Here is a 13482-nt window from a genome sequence, read left to right on the forward strand (position 1 = left end):
TACCTCAACCTAGACGCGCTTGGATGTTAAATGCACCGATAGTTTGGTTATTTATCTTGATGTGCTGTGCTTAATTTTGGCCAACTAAACCATACTTTCTCACCATCCCTCTTAATTGATGGTAACTTAAACCAAGCAAATCGGCGGCTTGTCTTTGGTTAAATTTTGCCTCTTCTAATGCAGAGTTTAACAGCTTAATGTCCTGTTCTTCTTGCCATTGTTTATAGTCTAATGGAAATTTAATGTGTTCGTGTCGCTCGGTTTCTGTCTGGTCAGGTTCGGTTTGGTTGGATGAATGACCAAGTGAATTATCCCATCCGGCTTCAAATGGATTAAAAACAAGGTGGTGAATAGGATCGGCGTCTAATCCGTGACGATAGATAGCACGCTCGATCACGTTCTTAAGTTCACGTACGTTTCCTGGCCAATGGTAATCAAGTAATGATTGCTGTGCTTCTTCTGTAAAGCCGACAAAGTATTCCAATTGTAGCTCACGGCACATTTTTATTGCGTAGTGTTGAGCTAAAGAAAGGATGTCTTCTTTTCTCTCGCGTAACGGTGGAAGCATAATGACATCGAAAGCTAAACGATCGAGCAAATCGGCACGAAAGTCTCCTTGTTTGGCCAATTGAGGCAAATCTGCATTGGTTGCACATACTAAACGAACATCTGCCGTTAGGGCGGTATGACCACCGACTCGTTCATATTCACCGTACTCGATCACTCGTAGCAGTTTTTCTTGCACTAGCAGTGGGGCTGTGGCTAATTCATCCAGAAATAAAGTGCCACCCTCAGCACGTTCGAAGCGACCTTTGTGCTTGCCTTTGGACCCTGTAAATGATCCTGATTCATGTCCAAACAGTTCTGAATCAATTAAGCCCTCGCTTAACGTGGCACAGTTTAATGAAAGGAGTGGCTTATCCCAACGCTTTGATAAATAGTGTAAACGTTGTGCAATTAGCTCTTTACCCGTTCCTCGTTCTCCGATAATGAGTACTGGTCGCTCAATTGGCGCGAGTTGTGATACTTTATCTAATACCGCGAGAAAAGCGGGTGATTCACCAATGAGGTTTTGCTTCATAAGATCCTTCTTGTTTCTGTATGTCGACAATTTACAGTATTGAAGTTGGTGAAATTTACCAACAGTTGGTAAAAACCATCATAGCATAATGTTGAGAAACAACAATGAACTCGCTAACCTTTTGTTTATGAAAGATAATAAAAGTTGGCACGTTACTTGTTATAGCTATAAGGGAGACACAAGGTAAATCACCTTGTCGAGTTTAAATAGGAAAAAGAGGAGTTCCGTTATGGGTATTTTTTCTCGTTTTGCAGATATCGTTAATTCAAACATCAGCGCATTACTAGACAAGGCAGAGGATCCTGAAAAAATGATCCGTCTTATCATTCAAGAAATGGAAGACACATTAGTCGAGGTTCGAACTAACTCGGCGAAAGCAATTGCTGACAAAAAAGAGCTTGCTCGCAAAGTAGAAGCGCTAGAAGACCAAATCACCGAATGGGGTCAGAAAGCCAGCTTAGCATTAGTTAAGGAGCGTGAAGATTTAGCTCGTGCTGCGCTTATTGAGAAGCAAAAACTTGAGCACGTAATCAAAGGCTTGCACACTGAGCAAACTCTTGTAGAAGAAACCATCGAGAAATTGACGGGTGAAATTGGTAAGCTAGAAGCCAAAATTACAGAGACACGTGCGAAACAGCAAGCACTCGCAATTCGTAACCAAACCGCTTCAAACCGTCGTGATGTACAAAAACAGCTTCATGCCGGACGCACTAACGAAGCGATGGCAAAGTTTGAGCAATACTCTCGTAAGATTGATGAGATGGAAGCAGAAGCTGACATTTATGCGAAAACAGGTAATGCTAAATCGCTAGATCAAGAGTTTGCTGAGCTACAAGCACAAGATGAAATTGAAAAAGAGTTGGCAAAGCTGAAAGAACAGATGTCATCAAAAGATAAATAAGAAAGGAGCCATTTATGTCGACATTTATTATTACTGGACCATTGATTGTCTTTTTAATCTTTGTCGCTCCACTATGGCTCTTCTTACACTATCGCAGCAAACGCAAAGCAGGTAGTGCACTGTCGAGCCAAGATCTAGAGCGTCTTCAGGTGCTATCTGAAAAAGCAGAAGCGATGCAGTCTCGAGTTGAAACCTTGGAGCGTATCCTAGATGCAGAATCCCCAACGTGGAGACGAAAATATGAATAAACGAGAACTGTATCGTGATCCGCAAAATGGCAAAATTTCCGGCGTGTGTGCCGGAATCGCAAACTATTTTGGCGCGGAAGTTTGGTTGATTCGTATTGTCGTGATTTCAGCAGCGTTACTTGGTGGGACATTTTTGGTGTTATTGGCCTATGTCGCACTGGCATTTATGCTTGAAAAGCAGCCAATGACATACTCAGAAAATATCAAGTCGCAGCAAGAACATACGTTGAAGAGCAAGCCTTGGCAGAAAGGACAAAGCCCAGATCAATTATTGAGTGTTCTAGAGGGTGATTTCGATAAGCTCGACGCAAAGATACGAGGAATGGAAGCGTATGTTACGTCGGATGCATATCGAGTTAACCGAGAGTTTAACAAGCTCTAATCCATTATTGAGTATTTTTAAAAGCGGGCATCAGTCCGCTTTTTCGTATCGAACCGGGTTATTAGCATTGTTTAAAAACTGGGCATAAAATATGGCTTGGCATATCACAAAGTGCTCATTTTAAAGCAAAAATGCAGAAAAAAGCGCTAGAAGAATGGCTGGAATTCATCTACTTTAAAGGTAATGTAGAATAAATGGATGGATTCACATGAGAAAAGCGCTCATTACAATTGCTGTTATGTCGGTTCTTTCTGGTTGTGGTAAAGAACTGCCTCCCGTACCTGAGCCTGAATCTCGGCCCGCTAAACTTTTCACCGTCTCCGTTGGTAATGCTCAGTTTGAGCGTAATTTTCCTGCGACAACCGAAGCAGGGGATAGAGCCGTTTTGGCATTTCGAGTCCCTGGGTTGCTTCAATCAATCGAAGTCAATGCTGGGCAAGTCGTGAAAAAAGGCGATGTGCTCGCGGTACTCAATCCTGATGAGTATTCTCTGTTAGAAAAACAAGCTCGAGCGAACTATACCCTTGCTGATGTTCAATACGAACGAGCAAAAAAGTTGCGTAAAGAGCAAGTGGTCTCCGAACAAGACTTTGATGCGGCAAAGGCAAATCATAACTCTGCTAAAGCGCAATGGAATCAAGCGAAAGCAAACTTAAGATACACCAAACTGGTTGCCCCATACGATGGCACCATTTCGTACCTCCCGGCAGAAAACCATGAATATGTCGCGGCCAAAGCTGGCGTTATGAATATTCAGACCAATCAGGTCATGAGAGTGATATTTCAATTGCCCGATCATTTGCTAAGACGTTTTACTCAGGGGGCGGATGCTTCCGCTACGATGACGTTTGATGCCTTTCCTGAACAGTCGTTTGAACTTACTTTCCAAGAAATTGACACCGAAGCTGACCCGAAAACCGGCAGTTATAAAGTGACCATGGTGATGGAGCGTCCTGAGAATGTAGGGATATTGCCAGGCATGTCCGGTAATGCCCACTTGGTTTCTTCAAGCGCTGGTGCAACAAAAATTCCAGATTCCGCGTTATTCGAAGAGGATGGAAAAACGTACGTGTGGCGCGTTAATGACCAAGGCATTGTTGAAAAAGTCTCAGTGACATTGAATGACAAACAGCAAGTTGAAAAAGGGTTAGAGGATGGAGACCAAATCATCATCTCTGGTGTTAATGTCATCGAGCCGGGTATTAAGGTTCGTGAGTGGGTTAAGGAGCGAGGATTATAGTATGAAAGGAATTATCGCTTTAACCACGCTTTGCTCTGCCGTGTTACTTGCAGGCTGTAGTGAAAAAGGCCCAGAAAGAGAAGTAGAGATTCCCCGTGTTCGTGTTGCTTCATTAGAAGGGCTGCGCGTTGATGACAACTTATATTTTCCTGCGATTGCGAACGCTGCCGATCGTTCACACCTGAGTTTTCGCGTTGCTGGCGAGATAAGCCGCGTACTTGTTAGGGAAGGTGATAAGGTCAGTAAAGGCGATGTAATCGCTACTCTTGACCCATCAGATTATCAATTAGATGTAGACAATGCATCGGCTCGATTTTCTGTGGTCGATAGCCAATATCGTCGTTCGGCACCCTTGGTTAAAAAAGGGCTATTGGCAAAGTCACAATTTGATGAAATCGCCGCTCAACGACAAATCGCGCTTGCGGAGTTGGAATTAGCAAAATTGCGTCTTTCATTTACCAGTTTAAAAGCTCCGGTTGACGGCATTATCTCACGTGTGAACGCGGATCAGTTTGAGAATGTTCAAGTGGGTCAATATATTGTGAATATACATAGTGTGAATCGTGTCGAAGTACTGATACAACTGCCTGATCGACTCTATGTAAACCAGCCACCAACAGAAGAACGTTTGACATCCATTAATGCGGTTGTTCGCGTACCAAGTGGGAATGAATACGATGCCAGTATTAAAGAGTTTACGACCGAGCCGGATCCTAATACGGGTACTTTCACGGTGACACTATCACTGCCAATGCCAGAAGAAGAATACATTCTTGACGGTATGGCCGTTGATGTGACCTCGAAAGATGAAAACGTTGGTTTGGAGCTTAACTCTGGAATCGATGTTCCAATTGAAGCGATTTTTAACGCTGATGGCGATGAGCTTGGCCGAGAAAACAAATTTGTTTGGGTATTGAATGAAGATAACACCGTTACTCGTAAACGGGTTGTGGCAGGTAAAGCATCAAAAACGTCGGTTCAAATTTTAGATGGTTTAGATCTTGACGATAAAGTCGTTATTGCTGGTGTCTCTCGGCTGAGAGATGGCATTACAGTGGAAGTAGTGAAGCAGGAGGCACGTCAATGAGCGAACAAAATAATAGTGCGCCTCAGAATGATGAAAACGTAACGGGTATTGCGGCGTATTTCATCCGAAACCGCGTCATCAGTTGGATGGTTTCGTTAATATTTTTGATTGGTGGTGTTGCGGCATTCTTTGGTTTAGGTCGTTTAGAAGACCCTGCTTTTACAATCAAAGATGCGATGGTGGTAACGTCGTATCCCGGTGCTACGCCTCAACAAGTCGAAGAAGAGGTGACGTATCCAATAGAAAAAGCGATTCAGCAACTGACATATGTGGATGAAGTTAACTCGATTTCTAGTCGTGGTTTATCTCAAATCACGGTCACGATGAAAAACAACTATGGTCCAGATGATCTGCCGCAAATTTGGGATGAATTGCGAAGAAAAGTTAATGATCTCAAAGGTACTCTACCTCCAGGTGTGAACGACCCATCCGTAATCGATGATTTTGGCGATGTTTATGGCATTTTGCTTGCGGTCACGGGTGATGGATACAGCTACAAAGAGCTCTTGGATTATGTTGATTATTTACGACGTGAGTTGGAGCTTGTAGATGGTGTTAGCAAAGTGTCGGTTTCTGGCCAGCAGCAAGAGCAAGTTTTTATAGAAATTTCTATGAAAAAACTCAGCAGCCTAGGTTTGTCTCCGACTACGGTATTTAACCTTTTATCAACGCAAAATGTCGTGTCAGATGCAGGGGCAATTCGTATTGGTGATGAGTATATTCGTATTCAACCGACGGGCGAATTTCAAAGTGTTGATGAGTTAGGCGATTTGTTGATCACCGAATCCGGCGCACAAGGTCTCATCTTTTTGAAAGACGTTGCGACGATCAAGCGAGGGTATGTAGAAGTACCAACAAACATCATTAACTTTAATGGCAGTTTGGCGCTTAATGTTGGTGTGTCATTCTCACAAGGAGTGAACGTTGTTGAAGTTGGAAAAGCCTTTGACCGTCGACTTGCCGAGCTTAAGTACCAACAACCCGTTGGCGTTCAAATCTCTGAAATTTATAGCCAACCCAAAGAAGTTGATAAATCAGTCAGTGGCTTTGTAATCAGCTTAGCGCAAGCGGTTGGCATCGTAATCATCGTACTGCTGTTCTTCATGGGGCTTCGTTCTGGTCTATTGATCGGCCTTATTCTTCTGCTGACCGTTTTGGGTACTTTCATTTTCATGAAATATCTGGCCATAGATTTGCAACGCATTTCATTGGGAGCGTTGGTTATTGCGCTTGGTATGCTGGTGGATAACGCCATTGTGGTGGTTGAAGGGATACTCATTGGAACTCAGAAAGGGCGAACAAGGCTTCAAGCTGCGACCGATATCGTGACCCAAACTAAATGGCCACTATTGGGTGCAACGGTCATTGCCGTAACGGCATTTGCCCCGATTGGTCTTTCTGAAGACTCTACCGGTGAATACTGTGGCACTTTGTTTACCGTACTGCTTATCTCACTCATGCTAAGTTGGTTTACCGCGATCTCTCTTACGCCATTCTTTGCTGATATCTTCTTTAAAGGGCAAAAAATCAAAGCTGGCGAGGGGGAAGAAAACGATCCGTATAACGGTATCGTGTTTGTGATGTACAAGAAATTCTTAGAATTTTGTATGCGTCGTGCATGGTTTACTGTTGTTGTATTGATTGGTGGGCTTGCCGCAAGTTTGTATGGTTTTACTCACGTGAAACAAGCATTCTTTCCATCATCAACAACACCGATTTTCCAGTTAGATGTCTGGTTGCCGGAAGGCACTGATATCCGTGCAACAAACGATAAGCTAAAAGAGCTAGAAGGCTGGTTGGCTGAACAAGATCACGTTGACCACATTACGACGACCGCAGGTAAAGGTTTACAGCGGTTTATGTTGACGTACGCACCAGAAAAAAGCTACGCAGCTTATGGTGAGATCACAACACGTGTTGATAATTATGAAGCGCTAGCGCCATTGATGGATCGTTTTAGAGCACACCTTAAAGCGAACTATCCAGAGATTAATTACAAGCTTAAGCAAATTGAATTAGGCCCTGGTGGTGGTGCGAAGATTGAAGCGCGCATTATTGGTTCTGATCCTACGGTGCTTCGTACTATTGCAGCTCAAGTTATGGATATTATGTACGCAGACCCAAACGCGACTAACGTTCGTCATGATTGGCGAGAGCGGACTCAGGTGCTAGAACCTCAATTTAATGAGAGCCAAGCACGTCGTTACGGGATTACGAAATCAGATGTTGATGATTTCTTATCGATGTCTTTCTCTGGTATGAACATTGGCCTCTACCGTGACGGAACCACCTTAATGCCTATTGTTGCTCGTCTGCCTGAGGATGAACGCATTGATATTCGGAATATTGAGGGGATGAAGATTTGGAGTCCGGCTCAAAGTGAGTTTATTCCGCTACAGCAAGTTACGATGGGATATGACATGCGTTGGGAAGACCCAATCATCGTTCGTAAAAATCGTAAACGCATGCTAACGGTAATGGCAGATCCAGACTTACTAGGGGAAGAAACCGCTGCGACATTGCAAGCACGTTTGCAGCCACAAATTGAAGCGATTGAACTACCACCTGGCTATGCATTGGAATGGGGTGGGGAGTATGAATCTTCTGGTGACGCGAAAGAATCACTCTTCACGACAATGCCAATGGGATACTTGTTCATGTTCTTGATCACAGTGTTCTTGTTTAACTCGATCAAAGAACCATTGATCGTTTGGCTCACGGTACCGCTTGCATTGATTGGTGTGACAACCGGATTGTTGGTACTTAATACGCCGTTTGGATTTATGGCATTACTTGGTTTCCTCAGTTTGTCCGGTATGGTGCTGAAAAACGGCATCGTGCTACTAGACCAAATAGAGATTGAAATGAAGTCGGGTAAAGAGGCTTATGATGCGGTTGTTGATGCAGCAGTAAGTCGTGTGCGACCAGTTTGTATGGCAGCGATCACAACCATTCTTGGCATGATCCCACTTCTACCGGATATCTTCTTTAAACCAATGGCCGTTACGATTATGTTTGGTTTAGGTTTTGCGACGGTTCTGACACTTGTCGTTGTACCAGTTCTGTATCGCCTATTCCACAAGGTAGCCGTACCCAAATAACGATTGAGTTTAATCGAGTTTAACGCGCCTCTGGTTCATCACCAGAGGCGCTTTTGTAAGGATGATATATGGAACAAAAAAACGTGTGCTTGGGCGATGAATCACCCTCTCGAACGTGAATATCATGATGCAGAATGGGGTGTTCCCGTTTATGACGATACGATTCTGTTTGAATTTATTACGCTTGAAGGGGCACAGGCAGGATTAAGTTGGATCACGATTCTTAAAAAGCGCGATGGCTATCGTCAAGCGTTCGAAGACTATGACTTGGACAAGTTAGTTCAACGTAATGAGGAGCGAGCGGAATACATTGTGGAAAACTTTGATGTGGTTAAACATCGAGGGAAAATTAACTCGGTGTTTAGCAACGCCAAAGCGGCAAAGCAGTTGAGAGAAGAATACGGCAGCCTTTCTGCGGCTCTGTGGCAATTTGTCGATGGAAAACCGATAGTGAACCACTGGACTGACATGAGCCAAGTCCCAGTATCGACAGAACAGTCCAAAGCGATGAGTAAATTCCTCAAAAAGAAAGGCTTTAAGTTTGTCGGCGAAACCATTTGCTATGCGTTTATGCAAGCAGTCGGCATGGTCGATGACCACATTGTTGGCTGTCCAAAGAAAGTAAGCGATTAGTGATGCGCCCTCTTGTTGAGGGCGCGGTTACCGTTCATTTAGTAAAGAAGTAGGAGAAATTAGAGGGAAGCTTCTTTTTCTAGAATCAACGCATTGTATCGTGTAAATCCTGCCTCAAGATCGGCAATTAAGTCCTCAACATCTTCTAAACCAACATGCAAACGTATTAGTGTTCCATCGAAGTTTGGGTGTGCAACCGTACGTAGGCTGTTAAAGCTTTTTGGTTCGTTAGCGAGAATCAAACTTTCAAAACCACCCCATGAATATCCCATACTAAAGTGCTTCATGCCATCAAGTAGTGCAGTGGTTGCTTTTGGGTATGAAGATTTTAGGACGAAAGAGAACAGGCCGTTGCCTCCTGTAAAATCACGCTTAAAAAATTCATGCCCCGGACAGGTTTCGAGTTCAGGGTGACGAACGTGATCAACTTCGGGACGACGAGCAAGCCAATTTGCGACTTTTAAGCTATTTTCAGCATGTTGGCGTAAGCGCACGTCTAAAGTGCGAATACCGCGTAGACCAAGGTAGGCGTCATCTGGTGAGACACACTGGCCCATTAGATAACTTTGTTCACGCAACTGATCCCAGTATTTCTCTGAGGCAACCGCCGTACCTAACATCACATCTGAATGTCCAACGATATATTTGGTCGCGGCTTGGATTGAAATATCAACGCCGTGTTCAAAAGGAGAGAAGTGAACGCCCGCGCCCCAAGTGTTGTCTAGCATAACGATGATATCTCGCTCGTGAGCAATGTGTGCGATGGTAGGAACATCCATCACTTCCATGGTGATAGAGCCTGGAGACTCTAAAAAGATAATCTTGGTATTTGGTTGGATAAGGTCGCAGATATCTTTGCCAATAAGAGGATCAAAATACGTTGTTTCTATGCCCATCTTTTTCATGATGGTGTTACAGAAATCGCGAGTTGGTTCGTAACAAGTATCCACCATCAAAATATGATCGCCAGTTTCGACGAAAGAAAGAATGGCATTGGAAATAGCAGCGGTGCCACATGGGTATAACGCACAGCCCGCACCACCCTCAACTTGAACCATGGCATCTTGAAAAGCAAAATGCGTATTCGTGCCTCGACGTCCATAAAATAACGTTTTGTTAGTGCGATGGATCGTTGCTTGATTCTTCTCGGCTACAGTATTAAATACCACGGTAGAAGCGCGTTGTACTGGTGGGTTTACCACACCATTGGTCCACTTTTTGTCACGCCCAGCAGTAATCAACCGCGTCTTTTTGCCCTCTGACATAGATATTCCCTGTGTAATTCACGTAATCATTTTTATTATTTAAAACATGGAGCAGATGTGCTTTGCAAGGGAAAAGTCGGATCCAAGTGACTCATCAGAGCATAACGGAGTGTAAATTGGTTAGAAAAAGAAAACCGACAGTTTAAGGCTGTCGGCTTTTAAATCATCGCAGGGGTGTGAAAGGGTCTAAAGCAATGGATTAAACAGGTAGAAAACACGCTCTAAGAAACGAGAAAAAATACTACGCTTTTCCCATGTTTCTGGATCGACAGTATGTGACTGCTTGATATAAGTATCCTGTAGCCACGACATTTGTTTGGTGAACTCTTCATCGTCAACGGCAAGCGTGACTTCAAAGTTCAACCATAGACTTCGCATGTCCATATTTACGGTGCCAACAAGGCAAAACTGGTCATCAATCACCACTGATTTTGTATGCAATAGTCCACCGTAGAACTCGTAAATCTTCACACCTGCGACCATCAATTCGCTGTAAAACGCACGAGAAGCCCATTGAACCATCATTGAATCATTTTTGTGAGGTATGATCAGTTCAACGTCAATGCCACGTTGTGCGGTCATCTTGAGTGTTTCAAGCAAATCCGTACTAGGAACAAAGTAGGGCGTTGTTATTCTCACAGACCGATTGGCTTGGTTAATCGCTAAGGTTAACACTTGATATATAAGGTACTCTGGCATCCCAGGCCCAGATGGCACCACCTGAATCGGATGTTGAAACTCATGTGCATCAATACGACATTCAGGGTGCTTAGGTAACTGACGTTCCCCGGTCTCAACCTCCCAATCCCAGCAATGGATTGCACTTAGCACGTTCACAGTAGGCCCTGTTAGGCGCACCATAATGTCAATCCATTGGCCAACACCACTGTTTTGTTTGAAGAAAGCTGGGTCGACTAGATTCATGGAGCCGGTATAGGCAATCTCATCGTCTATGACGATAATTTTTCTGTGTTGTCTTAGGTCTAAACGACGCAAAAACATACGCCACATTTTTACTTCTAATGCTTGGACAACATCGATGCCCGCATCTTTCATCATTTTGTACCAAGGACTGCGGAAGAAGCGTGGACTGCCCGCAGAGTCCAAGAGCAATTTAACATCGACACCGCGTTTAGATGCTTGAATCAATGCCGATGCAACAGAGTCTGCTAATCCACCTGGGTGCCAAATATAGAAAACCATCCGAATACTGTGTTGCGCATTTTCGATATCTTCAATAATTGAGTGCAGGATCTCATTTGGCGATTGCTGCAGTGACAGCGTGTTACCACTTAATGCTGGCAGCCCAAGGCGGTTATTGCAGAGTTCATCGATTCGGTAGATATGGCGTCCCATCGATTCAGGGGTGTGGGCATTGCAATCGTTGAGCTGAGTGAACCATTGTTGAAAAGGTTTGAACATCACCTTTGCTCGCTCTGCACGCTTGCGACCTAGATTTAGCTCCCCAAACAAGAAATAGCACGCAACACCTAAGACTGGAAGAATATAGATGATCATTAACCAAGCCAGAGAAACACTGACCGCCCGGCGTTTTAAAACGACACGAATAGTGACACCAGCAACTAAAAACCAATATAGGCCGATGCCAGTTAAAGTTAGAAAATGATAGAACTTGTCCATATACGCTCAAGATTGTTGGTCCAATATGGATATTAAGCGTAAATGACGGATCTGGAAACTATTTTCATACAGTGGGAAAACGGAACTTTTGTGTTGCCAATGTGAATCAATAGCGGTAGCTTGTGTTATGGAAAGGTAAATAACTAGAAGATATGTTAACGATTGGATATTAAAGCAGCATTTAGAGTGAATTTTGCTACATTTGTTCGATAAATGTGCTAAATGGGGCTTCCAATTTTAAATTGAAACTGTTTTACTGACCATATGTAGAGCGTCACTTAAACATCTTATAAAGTGTATATTTAAATTTACACGCACATATTTTAGACGCCTACCTGCATGCACACACAACAATAGTTTTTGGAGAAAAAGCGTGGCTACAACTAATACAGCAGCACCACGTGATACGTGGGGGTCTAAACTAGGCTTCGTTATGGCAGCAGCGGGTTCCGCTGTCGGTTTGGGCAATATATGGAAGTTTCCTTACACAGCAGGTGAGAGTGGTGGTGGAGCGTTTGTTGCCATCTATCTTATTTTCGTTATTTTTATTGGCTTTAGCGTAATGTTGACAGAGTTCGCTATTGGCCGAAAGACAGGTCTATCAGCAGTAGGCGCATTTAAGTCTACTGATCGACGTTGGACATTTACTGGCGTTATGGGTGTTCTTAGTGGCCTACTGATTATGGGTTTTTATCCAGTCGTTGGTGGTTGGGCACTTGCATACATCTTTAAAGTGGGTGGTGGCCTATTAAGCGCACCAGAAGCAATTGGTGATAGCTTCGGCAGTTTTATTTCTAACCCGCTACAACCACTGATGTGGATGGGTATTTACCTATTTCTTAATATCGTTATCGTGATGAAAGGTATTTCTGGTGGTATTGAGAAAGCAGGCAAGATCTTAATGCCTTTATTGTTCCTTATCTTGATCGTTGTATCAGTGAAAGGGCTTATGCTTCCGGGGGCAATGGCAGGTCTAGAATTCTTGTTCATGCCTGATTTCTCTAAAGTAGACAGCAGTGTTGTTTTAGCTGCGCTTGGTCAAGCATTCTTCTCATTGAGTTTGGGTATGGGTTGTATGTTGACTTACGGCTCTTACTTGAAGAAGAAAGAAAACCTTGTACAAACCACAGGTATGGTTACAGCTATGGACACGGGCGTTGCAATCCTTGCCGGTGTTGCCATGTTCCCAGCAATGTTCGCATTTGGCATGGAGCCTGCAGCAGGCCCTGGTCTCGTGTTTGTTGTCGTGCCTCAGCTGTTTGCTGAAATGGGCGGTGTCATTGGGCTGCTATTTGCTCTGATGTTCTTTGTTGGTTTAACAGTAGCCGCACTGACTTCTTCAGTATCTCTATTGGAAGTGGTGGTTTCTTATCTAATTGATGAAAAAGGTTTGAAGCGTTCAACCGCAGTAATATCAGCAAGCGTTGTAATGGCCACACTGTGTGTATTTGCATCACTATCACTTGGTGGCGTTGGTCCAACACTCTTTGGCACTGGCGCGTTTGATATCTTCGATTTGTTGACGGATAAAATCTTCCTAGCAGTTGGTGGTATGTTGGTATGTATTTTTGCAGGCTGGCGTCTAAACCGTGCAGATCTAGAGAAAGAAATCACCAACGATGGTGAAGTATCTTTCCCTCTGTTTGGCTTATGGTACAACCTAGTTAAGTACATCATTCCTGTCGCTATCGCTGTCGTTGCGGTCATGGGTATTAAATCTGGTTTCGATAGTGGTAAGGGCGAAATCATGGTCCTAGGCATCGTGATTATTGCATTGGCTGGCATCTTCTCTAAGAAGTTATAACCAATTAAAAAAACCGTTCCAAATGATAAGCAGGAGTCTAAATGGCTCCTGCTTTTTTTTGAAATTTATAGATTTAAGAATAATCGTGCTAAATGTATG

The 13482-nt window shown here is 43.7% G+C and carries 11 protein-coding genes; 8 read left to right on the top strand and 3 right to left on the bottom strand.

Translation table 11 applies throughout. The features are described from left to right. Positions 1 to 70 precede the first annotated feature (70 nt). A complete protein-coding gene (gene pspF, locus KHN78_RS13320) occupies positions 71 to 1081 on the bottom strand; it encodes a phage shock protein operon transcriptional activator (protein WP_211916385.1) in 1011 nt (336 codons plus the stop codon). A gap of 229 nt (positions 1082 to 1310) precedes the next feature. Between pspF and pspA the strand changes: the two genes are divergently transcribed. From pspA to KHN78_RS13355, 7 genes are all read left to right on the top strand, one after another. After that, positions 1311 to 1982 carry a phage shock protein PspA gene (gene pspA / locus KHN78_RS13325; protein ID WP_128810658.1) on the top strand — a complete coding sequence of 224 codons (672 nt, stop codon included), beginning with the start codon at positions 1311 to 1313 and terminating at the stop codon, positions 1980 to 1982. A gap of 14 nt (positions 1983 to 1996) precedes the next feature. Further along, on the top strand, positions 1997 to 2230 hold the full coding sequence (pspB, locus tag KHN78_RS13330; RefSeq protein ID WP_211916386.1) for an envelope stress response membrane protein PspB: 234 nt from the start codon (positions 1997 to 1999) through the stop codon (positions 2228 to 2230). After that, positions 2223 to 2612: an envelope stress response membrane protein PspC gene (gene pspC / locus KHN78_RS13335; RefSeq protein ID WP_211916387.1), complete on the top strand. Its 390-nt coding sequence runs from the start codon at positions 2223 to 2225 to the stop codon at positions 2610 to 2612. Before pspB ends, pspC begins: the two co-directional genes overlap by 8 nt. Positions 2613 to 2820: 208 nt before the next feature. Continuing rightward, positions 2821 to 3852, top strand: coding sequence for an efflux RND transporter periplasmic adaptor subunit (locus tag KHN78_RS13340; protein WP_211916388.1), 1032 nt, complete (start codon positions 2821 to 2823; stop codon positions 3850 to 3852). Position 3853: 1 nt separating this feature from the next. Beyond that, positions 3854 to 4939 carry an efflux RND transporter periplasmic adaptor subunit gene (locus KHN78_RS13345; RefSeq protein WP_211916389.1) on the top strand — a complete coding sequence of 362 codons (1086 nt, stop codon included), beginning with the start codon at positions 3854 to 3856 and terminating at the stop codon, positions 4937 to 4939. Beyond that, positions 4936 to 8040 (top strand): efflux RND transporter permease subunit VmeI, encoded by a 3105-nt coding sequence (vmeI, locus tag KHN78_RS13350; protein ID WP_211916390.1) that lies wholly within the window; start codon positions 4936 to 4938, stop codon positions 8038 to 8040. Before KHN78_RS13345 ends, vmeI begins: the two co-directional genes overlap by 4 nt. Before the next feature lie 96 nt (positions 8041 to 8136). Further along, positions 8137 to 8673 carry a DNA-3-methyladenine glycosylase I gene (locus tag KHN78_RS13355; protein ID WP_211916391.1) on the top strand — a complete coding sequence of 179 codons (537 nt, stop codon included), beginning with the start codon at positions 8137 to 8139 and terminating at the stop codon, positions 8671 to 8673. A gap of 59 nt (positions 8674 to 8732) precedes the next feature. On the opposite strand, the gene KHN78_RS13360 is transcribed toward KHN78_RS13355, so the two are convergent. Together KHN78_RS13360 and cls are read right to left on the bottom strand one after the other, a co-directional pair. Continuing rightward, positions 8733 to 9938, bottom strand: coding sequence for a cystathionine beta-lyase (locus tag KHN78_RS13360; protein ID WP_211916392.1), 1206 nt, complete (start codon positions 9936 to 9938; stop codon positions 8733 to 8735). Positions 9939 to 10124: 186 nt separating this feature from the next. Beyond that, on the bottom strand, positions 10125 to 11579 hold the full coding sequence (gene cls, locus KHN78_RS13365) for a cardiolipin synthase (RefSeq protein WP_211916393.1): 1455 nt from the start codon (positions 11577 to 11579) through the stop codon (positions 10125 to 10127). A 373-nt stretch (positions 11580 to 11952) separates the two neighbouring features. Here cls and KHN78_RS13370 point away from each other — a divergent pair, with 373 nt between their 5' ends. Next, positions 11953 to 13383, top strand: coding sequence for a sodium-dependent transporter (locus KHN78_RS13370; protein ID WP_211916394.1), 1431 nt, complete (start codon positions 11953 to 11955; stop codon positions 13381 to 13383). Positions 13384 to 13482: the final 99 nt, after the last annotated feature.

Origin of the sequence: Vibrio sp. B1REV9 (assembly GCF_905175395.2) — a bacterium.
Classification (GTDB): Bacteria; Pseudomonadota; Gammaproteobacteria; order Enterobacterales; family Vibrionaceae; genus Vibrio; species Vibrio alfacsensis.

What these genes read in the sequence shown, in the direction of transcription:
- KHN78_RS13360 (WP_211916392.1), bottom strand. Translation starts at nt 9,938, where the DNA reads ATGTCAGAGGGCAAAAAGACGCGGTTGATTACTGCTGGGCGTGACAAA.
- KHN78_RS13340 (WP_211916388.1), top strand. Translation starts at nt 2,821, where the DNA reads ATGAGAAAAGCGCTCATTACAATTGCTGTTATGTCGGTTCTTTCTGGT.
- vmeI (WP_211916390.1), top strand. Translation starts at nt 4,936, where the DNA reads ATGAGCGAACAAAATAATAGTGCGCCTCAGAATGATGAAAACGTAACG.
- pspA (WP_128810658.1), top strand. Translation starts at nt 1,311, where the DNA reads ATGGGTATTTTTTCTCGTTTTGCAGATATCGTTAATTCAAACATCAGC.
- KHN78_RS13345 (WP_211916389.1), top strand. Translation starts at nt 3,854, where the DNA reads ATGAAAGGAATTATCGCTTTAACCACGCTTTGCTCTGCCGTGTTACTT.
- KHN78_RS13355 (WP_211916391.1), top strand. Translation starts at nt 8,137, where the DNA reads ATGAATCACCCTCTCGAACGTGAATATCATGATGCAGAATGGGGTGTT.
- cls (WP_211916393.1), bottom strand. Translation starts at nt 11,579, where the DNA reads ATGGACAAGTTCTATCATTTTCTAACTTTAACTGGCATCGGCCTATAT.
- pspC (WP_211916387.1), top strand. Translation starts at nt 2,223, where the DNA reads ATGAATAAACGAGAACTGTATCGTGATCCGCAAAATGGCAAAATTTCC.
- pspB (WP_211916386.1), top strand. Translation starts at nt 1,997, where the DNA reads ATGTCGACATTTATTATTACTGGACCATTGATTGTCTTTTTAATCTTT.
- pspF (WP_211916385.1), bottom strand. Translation starts at nt 1,081, where the DNA reads ATGAAGCAAAACCTCATTGGTGAATCACCCGCTTTTCTCGCGGTATTA.